At 69.0% G+C, this 22,949-nt stretch carries 20 protein-coding genes; 12 read left to right on the forward strand and 8 right to left on the reverse strand.

Annotated features, from left to right (window positions below; all coding sequences use genetic code 11):
- Window positions 1–95: 95 nt before the first annotated feature.
- Window positions 96–1,091 carry an AraC family transcriptional regulator gene (locus ABD663_RS13525; RefSeq protein ID WP_344739399.1) on the forward strand — a complete coding sequence of 332 codons (996 nt, stop codon included), beginning with the start codon at window positions 96–98 and terminating at the stop codon, window positions 1,089–1,091.
- An 18-nt stretch (window positions 1,092–1,109) separates the two neighbouring features.
- Here ABD663_RS13525 and ABD663_RS13530 read toward each other — a convergent pair whose 3' ends face one another.
- Together ABD663_RS13530 and ABD663_RS13535 are read right to left on the reverse strand one after the other, a co-directional pair.
- Window positions 1,110–2,768 (reverse strand): DUF389 domain-containing protein, encoded by a 1,659-nt coding sequence (locus ABD663_RS13530; protein ID WP_344739400.1) that lies wholly within the window; start codon window positions 2,766–2,768, stop codon window positions 1,110–1,112.
- Window positions 2,769–2,808: 40 nt separating this feature from the next.
- Window positions 2,809–4,230, reverse strand: coding sequence for a serine hydrolase domain-containing protein (locus ABD663_RS13535; RefSeq protein ID WP_344739401.1), 1,422 nt, complete (start codon window positions 4,228–4,230; stop codon window positions 2,809–2,811).
- 125 nt (window positions 4,231–4,355) lie between these two features.
- Between ABD663_RS13535 and ABD663_RS13540 the strand changes: the two genes are divergently transcribed.
- From ABD663_RS13540 to ABD663_RS13565, 6 genes are all read left to right on the forward strand, one after another.
- Entirely contained in the window at window positions 4,356–5,360 is a 1,005-nt protein-coding gene (locus tag ABD663_RS13540) for a LacI family DNA-binding transcriptional regulator (RefSeq protein WP_344739402.1), read from the forward strand.
- 100 nt (window positions 5,361–5,460) lie between these two features.
- Window positions 5,461–6,399: a carbohydrate ABC transporter permease gene (locus ABD663_RS13545; protein ID WP_425561784.1), complete on the forward strand. Its 939-nt coding sequence runs from the start codon at window positions 5,461–5,463 to the stop codon at window positions 6,397–6,399.
- Entirely contained in the window at window positions 6,396–7,322 is a 927-nt protein-coding gene (locus tag ABD663_RS13550) for a carbohydrate ABC transporter permease (RefSeq protein ID WP_344739404.1), read from the forward strand. The genes ABD663_RS13545 and ABD663_RS13550 overlap by 4 nt, the downstream gene beginning before the upstream one ends.
- Window positions 7,323–7,398: 76 nt before the next feature.
- The gene (locus ABD663_RS13555) at window positions 7,399–8,727 is read left to right on the forward strand and encodes an ABC transporter substrate-binding protein (protein WP_344739405.1); all 1,329 of its coding nucleotides are present in this window, start codon (window positions 7,399–7,401) and stop codon (window positions 8,725–8,727) included.
- Between the two features lie 64 nt (window positions 8,728–8,791).
- A complete protein-coding gene (locus tag ABD663_RS13560; protein ID WP_344739406.1) occupies window positions 8,792–10,159 on the forward strand; it encodes a GH1 family beta-glucosidase in 1,368 nt (455 codons plus the stop codon).
- Complete coding sequence (locus tag ABD663_RS13565) at window positions 10,156–11,667, forward strand: DUF5597 domain-containing protein (protein WP_344739407.1); 1,512 nt, start codon at window positions 10,156–10,158, stop codon at window positions 11,665–11,667. The genes ABD663_RS13560 and ABD663_RS13565 overlap by 4 nt, the downstream gene beginning before the upstream one ends.
- Before the next feature lie 30 nt (window positions 11,668–11,697).
- Here ABD663_RS13565 and ABD663_RS13570 read toward each other — a convergent pair whose 3' ends face one another.
- Window positions 11,698–12,966, reverse strand: a complete 1,269-nt coding sequence (locus ABD663_RS13570; protein ID WP_344739408.1) for a cation:proton antiporter — start codon at window positions 12,964–12,966, stop codon at window positions 11,698–11,700.
- A gap of 153 nt (window positions 12,967–13,119) precedes the next feature.
- On the opposite strand from ABD663_RS13570, the gene ABD663_RS13575 reads away from it, so the two are divergent.
- On the forward strand, window positions 13,120–13,524 hold the full coding sequence (locus ABD663_RS13575) for a DUF7144 family membrane protein (protein ID WP_344739409.1): 405 nt from the start codon (window positions 13,120–13,122) through the stop codon (window positions 13,522–13,524).
- On the opposite strand, the gene ABD663_RS13580 is transcribed toward ABD663_RS13575, so the two are convergent.
- Entirely contained in the window at window positions 13,521–15,260 is a 1,740-nt protein-coding gene (locus ABD663_RS13580; RefSeq protein WP_344739411.1) for a threonine/serine exporter family protein, read from the reverse strand. The two genes, ABD663_RS13575 and ABD663_RS13580, sit on opposite strands and share 4 nt — an antisense overlap.
- A 123-nt stretch (window positions 15,261–15,383) precedes the next feature.
- On the opposite strand from ABD663_RS13580, the gene glpK reads away from it, so the two are divergent.
- Window positions 15,384–16,913, forward strand: a complete 1,530-nt coding sequence (gene glpK / locus ABD663_RS13585) for a glycerol kinase GlpK (RefSeq protein ID WP_344739413.1) — start codon at window positions 15,384–15,386, stop codon at window positions 16,911–16,913.
- Here the strand turns inward: glpK and ABD663_RS13590 are convergent.
- From ABD663_RS13590 to ABD663_RS13600, 3 genes are read right to left on the reverse strand one after another with little or no spacing between them, the layout of a single operon-like run.
- A complete protein-coding gene (locus ABD663_RS13590; protein ID WP_344739415.1) occupies window positions 16,891–17,238 on the reverse strand; it encodes a DUF202 domain-containing protein in 348 nt (115 codons plus the stop codon). The genes glpK and ABD663_RS13590 overlap by 23 nt on opposite strands.
- The gene (locus ABD663_RS13595) at window positions 17,235–17,594 is read right to left on the reverse strand and encodes a YidH family protein (RefSeq protein ID WP_344739416.1); all 360 of its coding nucleotides are present in this window, start codon (window positions 17,592–17,594) and stop codon (window positions 17,235–17,237) included. Before ABD663_RS13595 ends, ABD663_RS13590 begins: the two co-directional genes overlap by 4 nt.
- A complete protein-coding gene (locus ABD663_RS13600; RefSeq protein ID WP_486341544.1) occupies window positions 17,591–18,508 on the reverse strand; it encodes a formylglycine-generating enzyme family protein in 918 nt (305 codons plus the stop codon). The genes ABD663_RS13595 and ABD663_RS13600 overlap by 4 nt, the downstream gene beginning before the upstream one ends.
- Window positions 18,509–18,576: 68 nt before the next feature.
- Between ABD663_RS13600 and ABD663_RS13605 the strand changes: the two genes are divergently transcribed.
- The 3 genes from ABD663_RS13605 (at window position 18,577) to ABD663_RS13615 (ending at window position 22,514) form a co-directional block, all read left to right on the forward strand.
- Window positions 18,577–19,191, forward strand: coding sequence for a PadR family transcriptional regulator (locus ABD663_RS13605; protein WP_344739420.1), 615 nt, complete (start codon window positions 18,577–18,579; stop codon window positions 19,189–19,191).
- A complete protein-coding gene (locus ABD663_RS13610; RefSeq protein ID WP_344739422.1) occupies window positions 19,188–21,005 on the forward strand; it encodes a sulfatase in 1,818 nt (605 codons plus the stop codon). Before ABD663_RS13605 ends, ABD663_RS13610 begins: the two co-directional genes overlap by 4 nt.
- A 93-nt stretch (window positions 21,006–21,098) precedes the next feature.
- Window positions 21,099–22,514: an MFS transporter gene (locus tag ABD663_RS13615; RefSeq protein ID WP_344739424.1), complete on the forward strand. Its 1,416-nt coding sequence runs from the start codon at window positions 21,099–21,101 to the stop codon at window positions 22,512–22,514.
- Between the two features lie 10 nt (window positions 22,515–22,524).
- On the opposite strand, the gene ABD663_RS13620 is transcribed toward ABD663_RS13615, so the two are convergent.
- Window positions 22,525–22,929 carry a hypothetical protein gene (locus ABD663_RS13620; protein WP_344739426.1) on the reverse strand — a complete coding sequence of 135 codons (405 nt, stop codon included), beginning with the start codon at window positions 22,927–22,929 and terminating at the stop codon, window positions 22,525–22,527.
- Window positions 22,930–22,949 lie beyond the last annotated feature (20 nt).

Raw genomic sequence — 22,949 nt, forward strand, 5'->3', positions numbered from 1 at the left:
ACGGCGGATACCCGCGGTATTGCGCGATTCGGCCGCGTATTGGGCACCTGCGGCCACGCATGGCACTACGCTCTGGGGGCGAACGGGGGAGTCGTATGAGCGTCGTGGGCGGACCGGTCATCCGGCGCGTCATCGACGCAGCGCGGGATGCCGGAACACGCGACGAGCTGCTTGCGAGCGTGGGGCTCGCGCCGAACATCCCACCGCGTGATGCCGCCCGCGAGGTGGTCGCGGCGGACGCGTACTACGACCTGCTCGAGCGGGTCACGCCGCCGGGCGATCACAGCCTTCCGCTGCGCTACGCGTCGCTGCTGCGAGCCGACGACCTCGGTGCGCTCGGACTGGGACTGAAGACGGCTCCCACCGTGCGTGATGCACTCGTGCGGCTCGTGCGCTACATCCTGGTGCTCAGCGACACTCTCGAGTACGAGCTGCAGGAGGGGCGCCATCCTGCCCTGGTCATGTCGCGGCCCAGCCATCGCCGGGGCGCCCAGCTGGCCAACGAGTGCGCACTCGCCGCCGTGGCATCGGTGCTGTGGACGACAGCGGGCGACGACCTTCCGCTCACCGAGGTGTCGTTCCGACATCCGGGCCCGACATCGTCGGCCGAGCACGAGACGTTCTTCGGATGCCCCGTGCGCTTCGACGCCGAGCGGAATGCGATCGGCTTCACACCTTCCGCGCTCGAGCGGCCGACGCAGCTGGGCGACGAGGGCCTGTCGGCGTACTTCCTCGCCGAGCTCGACGTGCTCAAGCGCGAGACCCGCGACCCGTCGGTGCGGGCGCTGGTCTACGTCGCGGTCGCCGATGCCCTGCCCGACGGGGTTCCGCGGCGGACGGTGATCGCCCGGCGGCTGGGCATGAGTGAACGCACTCTGCACCGGCGTCTCGCCGACGAGGGGGTGACGTTCCAGTCCGTCGCCCGCGCTGCGCAGCTCGACACGGCAGAGACGCTGCTCGCCCAGACGGCGAACTCGCTGGGCGAGATCGCGTTCCTCGCGGGTTTCTCCGACCAGAGCGCGTTCTCGCGCGCATTCCGCGCCCATGCCGGATGCACGCCGATGGCCTTCCGGGCCGCGGCCGCCGGATGACCGGCGTCACATCGTCGCTCAGCCCGACGGTGCCGGGATGGTCGTCACCTCGACCGGTACGACCGTCAACTGCAGGCTCACCGGGTTGGGGACGTCGCCCTGCACGGCATCGGCGAGCGACTGCGCCGAGGGAGGGTCGCCGGGGCCGGTGATGGTGACCTGCACCTGTCCGGGCGAGACCGAGACCGAGGTGATGTCGAACTCGGAGTCGTCGCCGAGCCACTCCTGCACGGTGTTCTGCACGTCGCGCTCGCGGTTCTCGGTCTGCAGCAGACTCTCGGATGTGAGCATGAGGGGAAGCATGATGATGCCCGCGAGGGCGAGGAACGGTGCGACGGTCTGCAGGATCTGGCGGGGCTTGTTGCGCAGTGCGTACGGTCGGGCGAAGCCGGTGATGACGAACACGGCGGCGGCCGCCAGCACGATCGCGACGAAGTTGGTGAGGAACAGCAGCGCGGCCCCGACGGCGTCGTCGAAACGGCCGCCGTTGAGACACACGCCGACCACGGCCAGCGGCGGCACGAGGGCGACGGCGATCGCGACACCGGCGATCCCCGCGGCGACGCGCGAGTTGACGGTGGCGAACGCCCCCGCCGCGCCGGCGGCCAGTGCGATCAGCATGTCGATCGTGTTCGGGCTGACGCGCGAGACGATCTGCGAATTGGTGGTGAACGAGATCGCGACCGGTGCCCATGCTGTGATGCCGTACGCGAGCACCACCGAGACGGCGGCTCCGGATGCCACCAGCAGGGCGGACTCGAGGGCGCGCCGGCCCCACCCGTTCACAATCGCACCCGACAGCCCCAGGATGGGCGTCATGAGCGGGGCCACCAGCATCGCTCCGATGATGACGGCCGTGGAGTCGGCGAGCACCGCGAAGGTCGCGATCGCGACCGAGAGCACGAGCATGACCCACCACGTGCCGAGCTTGGTGAGCCGCTGGGGACGTTCCAGATAGAGGGTGTCCGCCCGTTCCGAACGACCCTTCCGCCCGACATCCGATCGGTCGATCCAGTCCCACAGCACATCGATGATCGACGCCGTGGCGGGATCGACGCCCGTGCCGCGGGACGCGCGCCGGAAGCTCCACGAGATCAGCACGAACCCGATCACGAGCGATGCGGACGCGGCGGCGACGATGACGGTCGACACGATCGACGACGGCACCGTGTACGCCAGGATGCCGGCGATGATGGCCAGTGCGCCCCCGACGAGCCCGGGCAGCATGTCCTGATCGCGACGCTTCACGATCGCGGCGATCACGGCGACGATTCCGCGGACGCCGACGTAGATGCCGAGCACACCGACGGTGACGGTGAGGGTGATGTCGCTCGATCCGGCATACGTGAGCACGCCCATCGCGGCGGCGGCGAGCAGGGCGGCGAGTCCGCGCGGGGCGGTGAGCCAGCGGTTGATGCGGCGGCCGAACCAGCGGCGGCCCGTCATGGAGTAGAAGAGGTCCATGAGGCCGCTGAACACGAGCAGCGAGATCAGGATGAGGGTCACGAGGTTCGTCGTGGCATTGGGCAGCAGCAGCACGACCGTGCCGACGGCGATCGCGACGAGTCCGCGCAGTGCGACGGTGTTCGACAGGGCGTCGACCACCGCGGCGAACTGATCTGGCAGCCGGGCGTCCCGGCTGGTGTCTATCCGTTCTTCGGTGTCCTCGAGCTCCATGGGCGCGCCTCCTGGGATGTGCGCAATCCTATGGGCGTGGCTACCCCTCGGTGGGGGTCGACGTACGCCGGCCGGTGAAGGCGACGACGAGGCGGAACGTCGACCACACCACCCCCAGTACGGCGCCCGCGATCAGCACGAGGCCGAGGTCGGGCTGGAAGAGGAGGATCGTGCCGATGGGCGCACCGATCATGTCGGGCACGAGGCTCAGCATCACCCAGGCGGCGATGATGGTGGTCAGCAGAGGGAACCACAGGCTGAACTGACCGGCCACGCCCGACTTCGCCCGGATCTGCCGACGGTGCAGCCACGCCCACACGATCGCGGCGAGATAGAAGAGCGGCAGCAGCGCGAGCCCGATGAACAGGAGCTGTTGACCCCAGCGCGAGCCCTCGCCCGCATACTCCCGATCGAGACCCGCCGCGGTCACCGCGTTGCGCAGCTGAACCGTCTCGCCGAAGCCCATTCCGCTGCCGCGGTTCACGAACACGACGACGGCGTCGGCCTGCGACGGGACCATGGTGGCGAGGGTCTCGATGCCGGGCGTCGCGCCCGAGTGCCAGACGGTGCCGTTCGCCGTGTCGATGAACCAGCCCAGTCCGTACCACGGCGAGGCCGGGCTCGCCGGGCGCATCATGAGCGCCTTGCCCTCGGCGCTGAGCACGTCGTCCTCGCCGTTCATCATCGTCTGCAGGTAGAGCGCCAGGTCGTCGGCGGTGGAGACGACCCCGCCCTGCGGGGCGGTCGCGCGGTCGGTGTGTGTGTCGGCGGGCAGGCTCCCGAAGAACCACGGTCGGTGGCCGATCGCCATCTCGTCGTGCGCCGCGCCGTCGGCGACGAAGCTGTCGGCCATGCCGACCGGCTCGAGGATGTGCTCGGCGATGTAGCTCTGGTACTCCTGGCCGCTGACGACTTCGAGCATCCGTCCCGCGATCTGGTAGTTCGTGTTCGAGTACTCCCACCGCTCGTCGGGCGCGTAGGCGGGGTCGAGGTCGACGAGACCGTCGACGACCTGCGCGAGCGCCTCCGTATCGTCGGAGCCGTCGTGCGACGCGTTGCCCTGCAGGGTCGAGTACCCGCTGGTGTGGCTCAGCAGCTGGCGCACGGTGATGCCGGCCGCGGGGCCGTCGGCGAAGTCGGTGAGGTAGTCCGAGAAGGGCGCGTCGAGGTCGATCTCTCCGGCCTCGACCAGCTGCATGATCGCCAGCGCCGTGAAGCTCTTCGAGATCGATCCGATGACGAACGGCGTCTGCGCGGTGAGGGCCTCTCCGCTGCCGGCGAGCCGTTCGCCCTCGGCGCCGCCCGCCGACACCTCGCCGTCGGTGACGACCGCATAGGCGACGCCCGGGGCGCCGGATGCCGGAAGCTCCACGGCGATCGTTGTCTCGACGTCCGGGTCGGGGGTGGACGCGGGCAGCACCGCGCCGATGCCGAGGGCGAGGATGGCGAGCAGGCGCACCATGGACTCCAGACGTTCGATCTCGGATGGATGAGCCCATGGTACTCGTACTAAGTACGAGAACGCAAGTGCCTCACCGGTCGGGCCCCGTGCCTACAATTGGTTGCGATACCAACGGAGGGTGTGCGATGGCCGACCGTCAGCCGACGATGAGTGATGTGGCGCGGGAGGCCGGGGTGTCCGCCATCACCGTCTCGCGCGTCCTGAACGAGTACGAGTTCGTCAAGCCCGAAACGCGCGAGCGGGTTCTCGCAGCGGTCGAGGCGACCGGATACCGTCCCAATCTCGCGGCGCGCGCGCTGGTCACCCGGAAGTCGCATGTGCTCGGCGTGCTCGTCGCCGACGCCGTCGGCCACGGGCCGACGTCCTCGCTGTGGGCGATCGAGGAGGCGGCGCGCGAGGCCGGCTACGCGGTGACCGTGGTGAGCCTGCGTGGCGACGATCGTGCCGCGATGCTCGACGGGCTCCGGCGGTTGCGGGCGCAGGGCGTGGACGGCATCGTGATGATCGCTCCTCAACACGAAGACACCCAGCTCGAGATCGTGTCCATCGAAGGAACCCCCATCGTCACACTCAGCGCGTTCGAGTCCGAGTCGGTCAAGCCGATCATGCTCGATTCTGCCGAAGGCTCGCGCCAGGCGGTGAGTCACCTGGTCGGTCTCGGGCACACGCGCATCGCCCACCTCGCCGGGCCGGCAGGCTGGGCCGCCGCGGAGGCGCGCCTGCTCGGGTGGCGCGATGCGTGCGTCGCAGCAGAGCTCGAGCCGGGGCCCGTGGTGCACGGCGATTGGTCGGCCCAGAGCGGATTCGAGCTGGTCTCGGACCTTCTCGTGGACGGGACGGTCACGGCGATCTACGCGGCCAGTGACGCGATGGCCCAGGGTGCGCTGCTCGCGCTGCACGGCAGGGGCGTGCGCGTTCCGGAGGATGTCTCCGTCGTCGGGTTCGACGACGCTCCCGAGGCGGAGTACCTGATCCCGCCCCTGACGACCGTGCGCCAGGACTTCGAGACCTTGGGGCGCCGCTGCATCGTCTCGGTGGTCGAGCTGATCGACGGTCGCACCCCCGACCCCTTCCGCCCACTCGTGCCTTCACTGGTCGTGCGCGAGAGCACCGCGCCGCCTCGGCAGTAGCGAAAGTCGCCTCTCCGCTTGACAACGGGCTTGGTTGCGCTAACAATGGTGGTCATTGGTTGCGCTAACAACGACGGGCGCAGGTGAGGAACAGCCGAAGATGACTGCGATGACGACACGGCAGGCCGGTCGCCCGACCGCCTACCGACGCAGTCGGGTGCAGCGTCGGTTGATGGTCGTGGCGTGGACGATGCTCCTGCCGTTCCTGCTGGTGTTCACCCTGACGGTCATCGCACCGCTGCTGTACGCGCTCACGATCAGCGTCTTCCAGAACAGACTCATCGGCGGCACCGTCTTCGTGGGCCTCGACAATTACGCCCGCGCGCTCACCGATCCGCTCTTGGGCGAGGGCGTGGTCAGAGTCCTGCTGTTCGTCGCTGTGCAGGTTCCGATCATGCTCTTCATCTCGCTCACCGCCGCACTCGCGCTGGACAGCGGACGACTCGCAGGAAGCCGGATCGTCCGCCTGGGACTGTTCCTTCCCTACGCCGTGCCGTCGGTGGTCGCCGCGCTGATGTGGGGGTACATCTTCGGCGGCCAGTTCGGCCTCGTGGGCCAGATCTGGGGCTTCTTCGGCGTCGACGCCCCCGACCTGCTCGGGCCGGGACTCATGCTTCCGTCGATCGGCAACATCGTCACGTGGTCGATGGTCGGCTACAACATGCTCATCTTCTATGCGGCGCTGCGGGCGGTGCCGACCGAGATCTACGAGGCGTCGGCGATCGACGGTGCCGGCGAGTTCCGGCGGGCGTGGTCCATCAAGCTGCCCGCCCTGCGCCCGGCGATGCTGCTCGCCCTCGTCTTCTCGATCATCGGCAGCCTGCAGCTGTTCAACGAGCCGAGCATCCTCCAGGCGCTGCGTCCCAGCGTGATCACAACCAACTACACCCCCAACCTCTATGCCTACTCCCTGTCGTTCCTGGGCGGACAGATCAACTACGCCGCCGCGATCGCGATCCTCATGGGCCTTGTCACCGTGATCGCCGCGATCTTCGTACAAGTCGTCTCATCGCGAGCGCGACGGGGTGGTCGGTCATGACCGCGACGGTCGAGTCGACAGTCGACGCCGTGGCCCGCACGCGGTCGCCGCGCGGCGCGGTCGGCCGTCGGCCGCGTCGGCGCTCGGTCGTGCTCACGATCGTCTATTGGACGCTGCTGGCCTACTTCCTTCTTCCGATCGCCTGGCTGCTGATCAATGCGACGAAATCGAACGCGGCGTTGTTCACGACGTTCGGGCTCGCACTGCCCCCCGAACTCAACCTGTGGAACAACCTGCAGGACCTCGTCTCGTACCAGGATGGGATCTTCGTCCGCTGGTTCGGCAACACCGTGCTGTACGCCGTCGTCGGCGCGGGCGGCGCCGCGGTGATCGCGGCCATCGGAGGGTACGCGTTGGCGAAGTACACGTTCGCCGGCAAGCGGGCCGTGATCGTGACGATCCTCGGTGCGACGGCGGTTCCCGGCACGGCGCTCGCGGTTCCGACATACATGCTGTTCAGCCAGTGGGGACTCATCAACACCGAGGCCGCTGTCATCCTGCCGTCGCTGGTCAGTCCGTTCGGGCTGTTCCTGATGATGATCTACGCCGCAGACGCCGTACCCGACTCGCTCCTGGAGGCTGCGCGGATCGACGGGGCGGGCGAGTTCCGCACGTTCTGGACCATCGCGTTCCGACTTCTCGCCCCCGGCTTCGTCACAGTGCTGCTGTTCCAGTTGGTGCAGACCTGGAACAACTACTTCCTCCCGCTGATCGTGCTCAACCAGCAGGACAAATTCCCGCTCACCGTAGGACTGAGCCAGTGGAACAAGCTCGCGAACGCGGGCGGTGTGAATGTCGCCGAACCGCTGTACCCGCTGGTCATCACCGGCGCCCTGGTCGCGATCCTTCCCCTGTGCGTCGCCTTCGTCTTCCTGCAGCGCTACTGGCAATCCGGTATCGCCGCCGGCGGGATCAAGCAATGAACCCGCGATCGTCTTCGTCCATCCGATGCGCCGCACCCGCGACGCGAACACAGCGAAATGCAAAGGAGCACTGTCCATGATCACCCGAAGCATCGCCGCCAAGCGCTGGGGTGCCGCTGCGGCATCCCTCGTCGCGCTCACCCTGGTCACGGCCGGCTGCACGACGTCTGCGCCGACCGGCGACCCGACGACGTCGGACGAACCGGTCGAGATCCTGTTCTGGTCGTGGCTGCCGAACATCCAGACCACGATCGATCTCTTCGAAGAAGCGCATCCGAACATCACCGTGAACCTCGAGAACGTGGGCGCCGGGCAGGAGCAGTACACCAAGATGCAGAACGCGATCGACGCGGGAAGCGGTGGCCCCGACGTCGCACAGGTCACCTACGACGCGATCGCGAGCTTCGCCATCACGGGCGCTCTGGCAGACATCGAGCAGAGCACCGACGCCGATCTCGATGACATCTTCCTCAGCGGTGTGCTGCAGAACGTGCGTGTCGACGGCACCACCTACGGCGTACCGCAGGACTTCGGGCCCGGAGTGCTCTACTACCGCGAGGACGTCTTCACGGACGCGGGAGTCGAGGTTCCCGAGACCTGGGACGACTACGCCGTGGCCGCCGAGGCGATCCGGGCGTCCGGTGATGACCGGTACATCACCTACCTCGATGCCGGACTCGCCGACTTCGCCTACATGGGCTTCTGGCAGATGGAAGCCGACCCGTGGAGCGTGAGCTCCGCCGACGTGTCGATCGACCTCGGCGGAGCCGGGCCGCAGCAGTGGGCCGAGTACTGGGGCGACCTGAACGCGCGTGACCTGCTCATCCACTCGACGATGGGTTCCGATGAGTGGTTCCGGCAGATGGGTGACGGGCAGATCGCCTCGTGGGTCGTCGGCGCGTGGGGGCTGCAGGCGCTGCAGAACAACCTGCCCGACAACGAGGGCCTGTGGCGCGTCGCGCCGATGCCGAGCTGGGAGGCGGGTCAGCCCGCGTCGAGCCAGTTCGGAGGAAGCTCGACCGTCGTGCTCGAACAGAGCGAGAAGAAGGACGCGGCGACGACCTTCGCGCTGTGGCTCAACTCCGATCCCGTCGCCGTCGAGTCGTTGAAGAACGATCAGGGTCTCCTGCCCACGACCAACGCGGCGTGGGAAGCACCGGACTTCGTCGACGAGGAGATCGCCTACCTCGGCGGTCAGCAGGCTCGTCAGGTGTTCGCCGAGTCCGCAGACACGACCGCCCCGGGCTGGGAGTGGCTGCCGTTCCAGGTCTACGTGACGAGCGTGTTCCAGGACACGGTCGGTGCGGCGATCGACTCCGGGGGCGACATGGAGGCCGCGCTGCTGGATTGGCAGGGGCGGATCGTGGAGTACGCCCAGAACCAGGGATTCACCGTCGCCGAGTGAGTCGACGCCGTACACCGGGGCGGGGCGTCCTGCCCCACCCCGGTGCTGCCCGGAAAGAGATGACATGACCAGCGCACGCTTCCCCGACGACTTCGTCTTCGGCACGGCGACATCCGCGTTCCAGATCGAGGGCGGGTGGGATGCCGACGGGAAGGGCCCGTCCATCTGGGACACCTTCTCGCGGCGGCCCGGCGCCATCTGGCAGGACCAGCGCGCCGATGTGAGCTGCGACCACTATCACCGTTCCGCGGAGGACGTCCGGCTGCTGTCCTCGATCGGCGTCGACGCCTATCGCTTCTCGATCAGCTGGCCGCGCGTGCTCCCCGAGGGCACCGGACGACCGAACCCGGCAGGGCTGGCGTTCTACGACCGCCTCGTCGACGACCTCCTCGCGGCGGGCATCGCGCCGTCGGCGACGCTGTTCCACTGGGACCTGCCCCAGGCGCTCGAGGATCGAGGCGGGTGGCCGTCGCGCGACAGCATCGACTGGTTCGGCGAGTATGCGGGTCTGATGTTCGATTCGCTCGGCGATCGCGTCCCGCAGTGGAGCACTCTCAACGAGCCGATCGCGCTGTGGGTCGGGTACGGCCTGGGCGGGTTCGCGCCGGGGCGCACCGATCGTGCGGCGGCGCATCAGGCGATGCACAACGCCCTCGTCGCACATGGCCGGGCAGTCGACGTGTTCCGGGCGAGCAGGGCCACCGGCGAGATCGGCATCGTCATCGACGTATGGAAGCGCCATCCCGCCACGGATCATCCTGATGACGCCGCCGCGGCGCTGCGGGGCGAACAGGACGGCTTCCGATTCTTCTTCGACCCGCTGTTCGCGGGTGGGTACGACGAGGCGATGCTCGCTCGCTTCGACGCGCAGGGCTCGGGCTTCCAGATCGCCGACGGCGATCTCGAACAGATCGCGCGTCCGATCGACTTCGTCGGGCTCAACGTGTACTCGCGGATCATCGCACGTGCCGACCAGGAGGTCGACGAGTGGTGGAAAGCGCTCGAGCAGCACCCGGGTGGCAACTACCTCGCGAACGGCATGGAGTTCTACCCCCGCGCCGCCTATGACGCGATACGGATCGTGACCGACGAGTACGGGGTGGATCTGCCCATCTTCATCACCGAGAACGGCATGTCCGACACCGTGCAGACCTCAGCCGGAGAGACAGCCGACGACGACGAACGCATCAGGTACGTCAGCGGGTTCCTCGAGTGGATCGCCCGTGCTCGCGCGGAGGGTGCCGACGTCCGCGGCTACTACCTCTGGAGCCTCATGGACAACTTCGAGTGGGCCGCGGGGTACAGCCAGCGGTTCGGCATCGTGCACGTCGACTGGGACACACTCGAACGCACACCCAAGCGCAGTGCGTATTGGTACCGCGACCTGATCGCCTCGCGTAGCCTTCCCGTGGAAAGCGAGGCATCGACATGAGCAGTCCGCGATCTCGTCTCGACGACGGACGCCTGCTGGTCGACGGCGCACCGTTCACCGTGCTCGGCGTGGAGCTGCACAACTCGAGTGCATCCACACCCGTCTCGATAGACGCGGCATGGGTCGCGGTCGCCCGCAGCGGCGCGAACACCGTGCTCGCACCCGTCGCGTGGGATCAGTGGGAGCCGACCGAGGGGGTCTTCGACACCCGGTTGGTCGACCATCTCCTCGCCGTGGCGCGCGCCGGTGGTCAGCGTCTCATCCTGCTGTGGTTCGGCAGCTGGAAGAACGGCGTCTCCAGCTACACGCCCGCGTGGGTCAAACGCGACCCCCACCGGTTCCCTCTCGCCCGACGCGCGGACGGCGAGCCGCTGATGGCGCTTTCGACTCTCGCGGACGCGAATGCCGCCGCGGATGCGCGGGCGTTCGCCTCGCTCATGTCGCATCTGCGAGAGGCGGACGCGGAACACGGCACGGTCGTCATGGTGCAGGTCGAGAACGAGGTGGGCCTGCTGGGCACGGCCCGCGATCACGGCGCACTCGCTGAGCGCGCCTGGCGGCAGCGCCCACCCGCCCGGTTCGGTCTCGACGCCTGGGCCGATGCCGACGCGGACGTCGACCGCGCGGGCGAGATGTTCATGGCGTGGCACTACGGCCGGTATGTCGACACGGTCGCCGAGGCCGGCAAACGCGAGTGGCCCCTGCCGATGTACGTCAACGCCTGGCTCGATGGCGACGAGGATGCCAACCCCATGGCGGGCGGCACGGCGCCCGGCGACTTCCCGAGCGGCGGCCCTGTGCCGCGGATGCTGGAGATCTGGCGCGCCGCCGCGCCGTCGGTCGACTTCGCGGCACCGGACGTCTATGCCGGCGACGTCTTCGAACGCGCATCGTCGTACGACGCGTCGTTCGGAATGCAGTTCATCCCCGAGATGCGTCGGGACTCGCCCGCTCAGCTGTTCCGGGCCCTGGGGCGGACATCCGCGATCGGAATGGCGGCCTTCGGAGTCGACTCGGCCTCTGACGGGGAACTGGCCCGCATCGCGCGTGCCTATGCACAGCTGTCGGCGGTGGCAGAGGTCGCCGGCACCGGAGAACGGGCCGCGTTCCACCTCGACGACGACCGCCCACGCGAGAGCATCGCACTCGACGGCGTCACGTTCGAAATCGAGCGCGACTTCGACCCGCAGGGCGAGGGCGACCTCCCCGACGGCTACGGCCTTCTCGTCGCCTGTGCGGATGGGTTCCTGCTGTGCGGGAGCGGCGTCGTGCTCACACCGCGCCGCGCGGACGGCAGCCGGCTGTGGGTGGAGTCGTGCGTCGAAGTGGCCAGAGCCGACGACGGGCTGGTGCCGGCCCGCGTCCTCAACGGCGATGAGACGGGCGGAGGAACCCACATCCGGATCACCCGCGACGATCCGCCCGGGTTCGGCCCGGTGCCGATCGCGGCCAGCCGCACCGGCATCCTGTCGTTCCGCCTGTACGCGGCAGGTGCCGATAGCCGCTGACCAGGCGGCCGCGGTGAGCTCGGCAGGTTCTCACGCACCCGGGCGCTCACGCCGCAGTCGCGGCATTCGCGCAGGGACCCCTTCCGCCGAGTTCGGATCGCTCGCGATGTGGGCGGTCGACCACCGGTGGTAGACCGCCACGAGCGGCACCGACGACAGGCCGTGCAGCAGGATGCTCAGAGCCACGGTCACCACGACGGTCGACAGCAGGATGTTCCCCTCGGGCACGCCCTCCTCGAGCACCATGAGCCCGAAGACCAGCGAAGCCAGACCGCGCGGACCGAACCATCCGATGAACGCGATCGTGGGCAGCCGGATGCGTCGCCCCGCCAGTGCGACCGCCACCGGCACCATGCGCACCACGGTGAGGCTCAGCACCGCGTAGAGCACCACCTGCCACGTGATGGAGGGGAGCACCAGCACGAGGGCGAGCGCGCCGAAACCGATCCAGGTCACGGCGGCGAGCAGGTCTCCGGCCTCTTCCGTGAGCACGCTGATCTCGGAGCGCGCGCGGCCGGCGACCCGGCCGAACACGAGCCCGCCGACGAACGCGGCGATGAATCCGCTGCCGCCGAGCGTGTCGGCGATCGCGAAGCACAGCAACGCGGTGGCCAGCGGCATCACCTGTCGCCAGTGCGCGCCCACCCAGCCGCGGGCATCCGCGAAGGCGAACACGGTGCCGCCGACGATCGCCGCGCCGACCCCGGCCAGGACGCCGCCGCCGATCTGCGTCCACATGTTCATCAGCACCGCGCCGGGGACGCTCATCTCGAGCTCCGCATTCGCGATCGACAGCGCGACGAGGAACAGGGGCACGGCGAGTCCGTCGTTGAGCCCGCTCTCGACGTCGAGGGCCTGACGGACGCGGCTCGGCACCGCGGTGTCCTCGACCACCTTCTGCCCGAGCGCCGCATCGGTCGGCGCGAGCATGATCGCGAGCAGGATGACCGAGGCGAAGGCCACGTCGGGGAAGACGAGCAGTCCGACGCCGACGCCCGCGAGCACCGTGAGCGGCAGGCCGATCAGCAGCAGCCTGCTCGGCCAGCTGAGCTGGTGTCGCAGGGCGCGCAGGTCGATGCGCATGGCGTCGCTGAACAGCAGCAGCACGAGTGCGAGCTCGGCGATCAGGCGAGCCGTCGTCAGGTCGGTCGGCGCCTCGAAGGCGCTCGGCAGCAGCAGTCCGACGACGAGCCCTGCAGTCGCGAGGAACAGCGCCGATGTGATGCCGCGGCGATCGAGGGCGCCCGAGAACGCGCTCCACGCCAGCAGGATGATCAGCACCGCCAGCGCGGCGATCATGCCGGCACCATCCGCATCGCGCGTCGGGTTCTCACCCGGATCGTGTGATGCGCGCCGTTCTGCGCGGGATCTATCGTCGACGCGGGCCCCCTCCGGCGCAGAGCCGGAAGAGGGAGCGCATGATCACCTCGCCGATCAGAAGGAGCGATACTCGTGACCGACAACAGCAACGTGACCGGATGGGTCGGGTGGGGATACTTCGCCGCCACGGTTCTCCTCATCGCAGGAATCTTCGACACGATCCAGGGCTTCGTGGCCATCCTGGCACCTGACAGCGCCTACTTCGTGCTCGACGGCACGCTCTTCGTCTTCGATCTGCAGGGCTGGGGCTGGTGGACGCTCCTGATCGGGCTCCTGCTCGTGCTCGTCGCGATCGCCCTGTTCCTCGGGGCGACGTGGGCGCGCGTGGTGGCCGTCATCCTCGCGATCCTGAGCGCCGTCGGGCACCTGTTCACCATCCCCGCGCAGCCGTGGTGGTCGCTCATCGTGATTGCGCTCGACGTGCTGATCATCTACGCGCTGACCGTGCACGGCCGCGAGATGAAGGCCCGCGGCTAGCCCGAGCGTCGGCCGGCGGCCTCGCGGCCGCCGGCCTCCTCGCGCATCCAGTCCTCGATGGGCGCGTTGCGCAAGCCGCGCACCGAGCCCGTCGCCGCGAGACCGATCAGCACGCCGAGCGCGATCGACACCATGGTCGCGATGGTCGTGACGATCGTGCCCGTCCCGGACGCGTCACCCTCGAGAACGCCGGCGACGCCGATGAGCCCGAGCGCTCCCGGCACGAGCAGCCAGAACGCGGGCAGGAAGCTCACCAGCGCGGGCGGCCCGGTGCGCTGGCGCGCGATGACGATCGCGACGGGCGTCATCGCGGCCGCCCCGACGAGCGCCGAGAGCACGCCGTCGAAGAAGACGTCGCCGATCACCTGCGCACCGTAGGCGACGTACAGGACGACGATGATCCAGCCGATCGAGCGCGGCTTGGCGCACTGGTAGATGCCGATGCCGATGCCGAAGACCGCGACGGCCAGCCAGGGCGCGACCGGGCCGAGCGGCCACTCGGTCGATGTGACGCCGGGCACCCCGATGAGTGCACTGGCCGCGACGATGCCGGTCGACAGCAGCAGCAGCCTCATCGCACCGGCTGCGACCCGCGCGGCACCCGACATGATGTCGCCGGTGGCGAGTTCGATCGCCGCGATCGTGAGGAGACCACCGGGCAGCAGCATGATCAGCGGGGCGACGATCGCGGGGAGCACGCCGGGGTCGACGAAGCGGGCCACCAGGAGCACGACGAGTGACACGCCGAGCGACGCGCCCACGACGGCGAGCGCGCGGTACACGGCGCTGAGCCGGTCGGTGACCAGCAGCAGCGTGCCGACGCCGACCCCCAGCAGCGCGGCGAGCAGCATGCCGGGCAACGACGACCCGACCAGAACGCTCAGGGCTCCCGACAGCAGCGCGTAGGCAGCGATGCGCTGCGGTGCGCTGAACGGTCGGGGCAGAGCACGCGTCCGCTCGAGCTGGCGGCGCACCCACCCGGCGCTGGCCGGCCGTGACCGCGCCACGCCGGCGATGCGATCGACCGCGTCGACCTGGTACAGCAGCGCCGGGCGGTCGCCGGCGCCGACAGCCCTCGTCTGCGCCGTGCCTTCTTCGCTCGAAGACACCAGGATCGACGTCGGGAAGACGACGGCGGATGCCGCGGGCAGCCCGTTCGCCGCGGCCATCTCCTCGAGGGTTCCCCGCACGAGGCCGACGGGGTAGCCGCTGTCGATCATCGCCGTGCCGAGGCCGGCCATCGACTCCAGCACGATCGCTGGTGTCTCGTTCGCGGGCGGCGTGACCGCGGCGGTCGGTGTCGGCTCGGTCGTGGTTCTCTGGCGCCGCAGCAGCAAGCCGACCAGCACGGCGCCGGCGGCCAGGACCGCCCCGGCGATGAGCAGCGTCGGCAGCCCGACGGTCGACGTCGTCACGGCCGGCGGGATCGGGGCGACGGTCGTGGCGGGCGTCGGTGTGGGCGTGGGGTCCGGGTCGGCCGTGGGCGTCGGCTCGGCCGTGGCCTCGGTCGGTGTCGGCTCGGGGGTCGGCTCGGCCGTGGGTGTCGGCGTGGGCTCGGGCGATTCGGTCGGCGCGAGCGGGGCCGGCGTCGACGCTTCGGGGTCGGGCGCACTCGTCGTGAGTCCCCAAGCGGGCGCCGACGCGTGGACGGGCGTTGCCACCGCGCCGAGCGCCAGCAGGCATCCTGCCACGGCGCGCACCAGACCGCGCCGCCACCCCAGCGCGCGTCGACCCATGCCGAAACTGCATCATCTTCGCGCGCCGACGTCAACGTTCGGGCACCGGCCCCGGCGATAGGCTGATCGGCACGCAGTCGCCCGAGGCCGCATCCGCACACCACGAGCGAAGGAGCTCGCACCATGGCTGAGCACATCATCGCGATCGACCAGGGCACGACCAGCACCCGGGCGATCATCTTCGACCGGTCGGGTTCGGTCGTCTCGACAGGGCAGCTCGAGCACGAGCAGATCTTCCCCCGCGCGGGCTGGGTCGAGCACGATCCGGCCGAGATCTGGCTGAACACCCGCGAAGTCATCGGCCAGGCGCTGTCGAAGGCCGACCTGACGCGCCATGACATCGCCGCGGTCGGCATCACCAACCAGCGCGAAACGGCGGTGGTGTGGGACCGGCGCACCGGGAAGCCCGTCTACAACGCGATCGTCTGGCAGGACACCCGCACGCAGGACATCGTCGACCGACTGGCGGCAGACGGCGGCGCCGACCGCTACAAGGACCGCGTCGGCCTGCCGCTGGCCACCTACTTCTCGGGCACCAAGATCGTCTGGATCCTCGAGAACGTCGAGGGTGCACGCGAACGTGCCGAGGCCGGGGATCTGCTGTTCGGCACCACCGACACGTGGGTGCTGTGGAACCTGACCGGCGGCAAGAAGGGCGGTGTGCACGCGACCGACGTCACGAACGCGTCGCGCACGCTGCTGATGGACCTGCGCACCCTCGACTGGGACGACGAGATCCTCGCCGACTTCGGCATCCCACGCGCCATGCTGCCCGACATCCGATCGTCGTCGGAGGTGTACGGCACCGCCAACCCGCGCAGCCTGCTGCGCGAGGCGCCGATCGCGGGCATCCTCGGCGACCAGCAGGCGGCGACCTTCGGCCAGGCGGCGTTCGATCAGGGCGAGGCCAAGAACACGTACGGAACCGGGAACTTCGTCATCGTCAACACCGGCGAGGACATCGTCTACTCCGAGAACGGTCTGCTCACGACCGTGGGCTACAAGCTGGGGGATGGTCCCGCGCACTACGCACTCGAAGGGTCGATCGCGGTCACCGGCTCGCTGGTGCAGTGGCTGCGCGACAACCTCGGCCTGATCAGCTCGGCGCCGGAGATCGAGACGCTGGCGACGTCGGTGGACGACAACGGCGGCGCCTATTTCGTCCCGGCGTTCTCGGGCCTGTTCGCCCCGTACTGGCGACCCGACGCGCGGGGGACGATCGTCGGGCTCACCCGATACGTGAACAAAGGGCACATCGCACGGGCGGCGATCGAATCGATCGCGTACCAGTCGCGCGACGTGCTCGAGGCCGTCAACGCCGACGTCGACGTTCCGCTGACCGATCTCAAGGTCGACGGAGGCGCCTCCGCCAACGACCTGCTGATGCAGTTCCAGGCGGACATCCTCGATGTGACCGTCATACGGCCGGTCGTCGCCGAGACCACCGCGCTGGGGGCCGCCTACGCCGCGGGGCTCGCGGTCGGGTTCTGGCAGAACCTCGACGAGCTGCGGGCGAACTGGCAGGAGGATCGCCGGTGGGAGCCGACGATCGCCCCCGAGGAGCGTGAGCGGCTCTACGCGGACTGGAAGCGTGCGATCGAGAAGTCCCTCGGCTGGGTCGGCGGTGACGTCACCACGGCGCCCAGTTCGTGAACGCGAGCAGCGCGGCCGCAAGGCATCCCGTGAGCACCGGAACGGCGAGGGCGAGGGGCATGAGTCCGCCGCCGAAGGGCTCCTCGGCGCGCAAGGCGGTGTGGAATCGTCGATAGCGGATCGAGATGATGATCCATGTCGCGGCCGCGACACCGAGGCCGGTGATCCCGATGAACGCCGCGGCGAGGCCGAGAGTGTCCCACAGGTAGCGGATGCCGATCGCATTGCCGACCGCGAGCGCGAGGCTCGTACGCCGCCACGCGAGCAGGGTGCGCTCGGCCTGCAGACCGACGTCGAACGGCCCGTCGTGCTCGGCCGTCGTCACAGCAGCATCCCGGCGACCAGCAGCAGGATCGCGACCACCACGCCCACCACGACGTACACCCCGGCGGTGGGTCCCGACAGCGCGCGGTTCTGCCGAAGGGCCCGTTCGGTGCGCAGCCACGACACCCATCCGTAGACGGCGGCGGCCGCACCCAGCGCGATGAAGATCAAGCCGGCGATGAACCGCAGGACGGGATCGGCCCCGAGGGCGAGGGCCTCGATGGCGACGCCGACGGCGAGCAGCGCGAGCGCCGTGCGGATCCACGCGAGGAACGTGCGTTCGTTGGCGAGGCTGAACCGGGGGTCGGGTTCGTCGCCGACGCCGTACACAGAGCGGGGGAAGCGCCTGTCGGTCACGGGAGGGGTCCTTCCTGAGCGGCATCCGCAGGCCGGCTGACCGTACGGAATCCGCAATTTCCCATTGTGCTGTCGGGTGTGTTGCCGGTGCGTGCGGCCACGCGGTAGCGGTTGCAGTACGACTCGTGGCACAGATACGAGCCGCCACGCGTCACGCGGCGCTCTTCGTGCACGAGCGGCAGTCGCCGGCCCCCCGCGGGCGGGGCATCGGTCGTCGGTGTGAAACGGTCTGCGCACCATTCCCAGACGTTGCCGGCGACGTCGTACAGGCCGAGCCCGTTGGCGGGGTAGGTCCGCACCGGCGAGGTGGCGAGCCAGCCGTCCTCGCGCGTGTTGACGGTGGGAAAGCGGCCCTGCCAGATGTTGCACATCCATCGACCATCGGGAGTGAGCTCGTCTCCCCAGGCGTAGCGGGCACCGACGAGACCGCCGCGTGCGGCGGCCTCCCACTGCGTCTCGGTCGGCAGCGCGCGTCCGACCCAGTCGGCGTAGGCGGCGGCATCCGCCCACGACACGTGCACGACAGGGTGGTCCGCGAGCTCGTCGATGTCCGAGAGCTCGCCGAACGGATGCCGCCAGTCGGCGCCGTCGACGAGAAGCCACCAGGGCGCGCCGGGGGAGGACCCCACGACACGGTGGCGGGGTGCGGCGACAGCGAGGTGGAACACCGCGGAGTTGCCGTAGCGCTCGGCGTCGGTCGTATAGCCGGTGGCGTCCGCGAACTGCGCGAACTGCGCGTTGGTGACGGGCGTTTCGTCGATGTCGAATGCGGGGAGCTCGACCGTTCGCCGGGGGCCTTCGCCGTCGAACGGGTAGCCCTCGTCGAACGCGTCGCCGAGCAGGTATTCGCCGGCGGGTACGGGGCGGATCGCGGCGCCCCGGAGAGAGGAAGTCACACCGAAAGCTTGACACAGGCCGGGAGGCGTCGCTATAACACTAGTTACATATGTGCAGATGCACAGAGCCGCAATGAGGAGGCGACATGAAGTTCGAGAACGTGGTGCTGGGCGTTCTGGCGATGAAGCCCTTCCACGGCTACGAACTGATGAAGTGGTTCGACGTCGAGGGGCAGTTCATCCGCTCGAACACCCACCACAGCCAGATCTACCGAGAGCTGGCCCGCATGGTGAAGAACGGGCTCGTCGAGTTCGAGATCGACGCCCGCGACGGCAAGCCCGACGCCAAGGTCTACCGCATCACCGAGATGGGGCGGCAGGTGCTCATGGAGTGGGTGCGCTCCCCGTACGAGCCGACGAGCCGATTCCAGGATGCCGACTTCAACACCCGGTTCACCTTCGCCGTCGCCCTCGACCTCGAAGCCGCACTGCGCGTGGTCGAGACCGAGCTCACCTACCGCCGCGCGCAGGTCGCCAAGAGTCGCGTCCGCAAGCGCGGCCTCGTCGGTGTGCAGCCCATCGACGGCTTCGACGCCGAACGCTACTTGCGCTACGGCGAGCAGATGCACTACTTCGGCGCCGACTCGGTCGACCGCTGGATGGACTGGCTCGAGACGATGCGCACGATGATCACCACCGAACTCGAGTCCCGCGACGCGGCGACCGACACCGACACCGACACCGAGGAGCACACGGCATGAGAGCCATCATGGTCATGTTCGACAGCCTGAACCGACGGATGCTGCCGAACTACGGCGGCGACTGGGTGCACGCGCCGAACTTCGAGCGCCTCGCGTCGCGCTCGGTCACGTTCGACAACTGCTACGGCGGCTCGATGCCCTGCATGCCCGCCCGCCGCGAGATGCACACCGGCCGATACAACTTCCTTCACCGGTCGTGGGGGCCCCTCGAGCCGTTCGACGACTCGGTGCCGGCGATGCTGACCGCCGCCGGCGTGCACACCCACCTCACCACCGACCACCAGCACTACTGGGAGGACGGTGGCGCGACCTACCACAACCGTTACTCGACGTACGAGTTCTTCCGGGGCCAGGAGGGCGACCCCTGGAAGGGGCAGGTCGCCGACCCCGAGATCCCCGAGTCGCTCGGCCTGACCTCCACGGTCAAGCCCAAGTACTGGCGTCAGGACTGGGTGAACCGCGCGCATCTGGAAGACAAGGCCGACCACCCGCAGACCCTCACCTTCGACGCCGGCGTCGAGTTCATCGAGACCAACAAGGCCGAGGACTCGTGGTTCGTGCAGATCGAGACCTTCGACCCGCACGAGCCGTTCTTCAGCTACGCCGAGTACAAGGCGCACTACGCGGCCGCCGAGTACGACGGACCCCACTTCGACTGGCCCGACTACGCGAAGGTCACCGAGACGCCCGAGGCGGTGGAGCACGCCCGCGCCGAGTACGCGGCGCTGCTGTCGATGTGCGACGAGTCGCTGGGCCGCGTGCTCGACCTCATGGACGAGCACGACATGTGGGACGACACGATGCTCATCGTCTGCACCGACCACGGCTTCATGCTCGGCGAGCATGGCTGGTGGGGCAAGAACGTGCAGCCCTGGTACGACGAGACGATCCACAACCCGCTGTTCGTGTGGGATCCCCGCGCGCAGGTGGCCGGTGAGCGGCGTGGAGCACTCGTGCAGACCATCGACTTCGGTCCGACGCTGCTCGACTACTTCGGTCTCGACACGACCGACGACATGCAGGGCGCGTCGCTGGCGACCGTCGTCGCCGACGACACCCCGGTGCGTGAGCACGCGCTGTTCGGCATCTTCGGCGGTCACGTATGCGTCACCGACGGCCGCTATGTCTACATGCGCGCGTCGGCGACGCCTCAGAATCAGCCGCTGTCGGAGCACACGCTCATGCCGACCGTGATGAACGGCTTCTTCCCGCAGCAGATGCTCGCACAGGCTGAGCTCGTCGACCCGCTGCCGTTCACCAAGGGGCTCAAGGTGCTGAAGACCCCCGCGCACGCCTGGGTGAGTCCGTTCGCGTTCGGCACCCAGCTCTTCGATCTGGAGTCCGACCCCGAGCAGCACGACCCGCTGCGCGACCCCGCGCTCGAGCTGCGCCTCGCGCAGGCACTGCGCGACGCGATGGTCGCGGCGGATGCTCCCCACGAGCAGTTCGTACGGCTCGGTCTTCCGGCCGAGGGCGAGGTCACCGACGAGCACCTGCTCATCGAGAAGCAGTGGCCGATGCTGCAGGCGTCACTGGCCCCGGCATCCCGTGCCGAGGACTTCGGCGCCGACGGTGTCATCCTCGACCGCCCGCTCGCCGAGCTGCTGGGCGATCCCGCAACGCGCGGAGTGCTCGTCGAGCACGCACCCATGCTCGCCGGCGGACCGATGCTCGGGATGATCGGCAAGCTCACCCTGCTGCAGATCGCCGCGATGATGGTCGGCCTGCTGCCCCGACCCGTGCTCGCCGGCCTCGCCCAGCAGCTCACCGCAGCGGGCGCCGCCCCGGCGCCCGAGCCCGTCGAGCGGGGGTAGCCCGCCGTCATCACCCGACCCCCGTCCGAACCCGACCCCACCGACTGATCCCGGGCGCCCAGGGCAGCCCACCTCACAAAGGAGTGACAACCGATGTCCGACACGACCGAACCGATGACGGCCCCCGCGCCGCCGGTCGCCGCCCCCACGGTGACCGCTGCCATCCGGCATGGCGACCTCGACAAGAAGGGCGGCGTGCCCCGCCGCAAGACCAACCTCGTCATCCTCGGCGGCTCGATGGTCGCCGACGGCGGCGAGGGCAGCATGGCGACCACGCTCTTCCCGGTGATCGCCGCGGCCCTGAGCCTCGCGACCAGCGCCCTCGGCGTGCTCGCGGCGGTCGGCCGCATCGTCGGCGTCGTCGCCGGCCCCGCGTGGGTCTTCCTCTCCAAGAAGTTCGGCCGCAAGGCGATCCTCGCGATCGCCACCGGCTTCTGGGGACTGTGGGCCGTCGCCGCGGGCCTCTCGCAGGACTTCGCGCAGCTGCTGGTGCTCTACGCGATCATGGCGGCCGGTACCGCCGCAGCGCACGTGCTCGTCCCCGAGGTCATCGGCGACTCGTTCGAGGACAAGAAGCGCGGCCGCGTCGTCGGCTGGGTCTACGGCGGTACCGCCGCGATCGGAAGCCTGATGGCGCCACTCATCGGCAGTCTTGCCAACATCGAGGACGGGTGGCGCTACGGCTTCTTCATCTTCGGCGCGATCAACGTCTTCTTCGGTCTGCTGATCCTGTTCTTCTACAAGGATCCCGGCACCGGCGCCGGCGAGGCGCAGCTGAAGACCTTCACGCAGGAAGAGCGCCAGGCGGCCTCGAAGATCACCTGGGCCAAGGTGCGTGCGCTCCTGACCATTCCGAGCTATCTCGTCCTGCTGGGCAGCCGGCTCCTGTCGACGCATCTGCTGCTAGGCACATTCGGCGTCGTACTGCTGGTCAACGAGTTCGGCTTCGACGTCGCCATCGCCGCGACGGCCATGGCGCCCTTCGGCATCGGCTATCTCGTCGGCACCATCATCGGCGGCTTCGTCAGCGACTGGCTGAACAGGGTCAGCGTCAACTACGGTCGCCCGGCGATGCTCCAGGCATCGCAGCTGATCTTCGCCTTCGTGGCGTACTTCGCCACACAGATCACGTACGGCGGAATCGTGCCGTACCTGGTGCTGTTCGGCATCGTCGGCCTCACCGTCGGTCTGAACCCGGGCGTCAACCGTCCGCTCGTGATGGCTGTGGTGCCACCCGAGCTGCGCGGCGCCGCGTTCGCGATCTTCGTCTCGATCGTCGAGTCGGCCGGGTTCGCGATCTGGACCCTCACCGCCGGATTCCTCGCCGACACGATCGGACTGCAGGAGGTCATGCTGTGGCTGGTGTGCGGGGTGATGGTGATCAACGCGCTGTTCCTCACCCTGCTGTACCGCCCCTTCAAGAAGGACCGGCTCGCGCTCGAGGCCGAGCTCGACCGTCGCCGCGACGAGATCCTCGAGAAGGAGGCCCGCGAGGCCGATCGGATGTGACCGGCCGGGGTCAGTCGTGCTGCGCCGTCACCGGACGGCGCAGCACGACTGCGGTCGTCACGGCGAGCACGACGATGCCGATCGCCTCGACGATCACCGTCTCGGGGACGAGCGCCATGTCCCAGGTGGTGTGGATGCCGAACAATCCCACCGTGAGCGCGAGAACGAGAGCGAGCAGGGTCGCGACCAGGAACAGCAGACTCAGCACGGTGGCCAGCTGCAGCAGCCGCCCGCGCAGGATCAGCATCGCGATGGCGAGCACGAGGCCCGCGATCGCGTTGAGCACGAACATGACGCCGAGGACTCCGCCGGTGCCGGTGAAGACGAGGAACAGGTGGATCCCTCCGGCGGCGAGCAGGACCAGGGCACTGAGGATGCGGAGGACCCACATCCCTCGCGTCCGAGCAGCAGCCATCTGCGTCCCCTTCCGTCGGA

This window comes from Microbacterium awajiense, from assembly GCF_039536545.1.
Lineage (GTDB): Bacteria > Actinomycetota > Actinomycetes > Actinomycetales > Microbacteriaceae > Microbacterium > Microbacterium awajiense.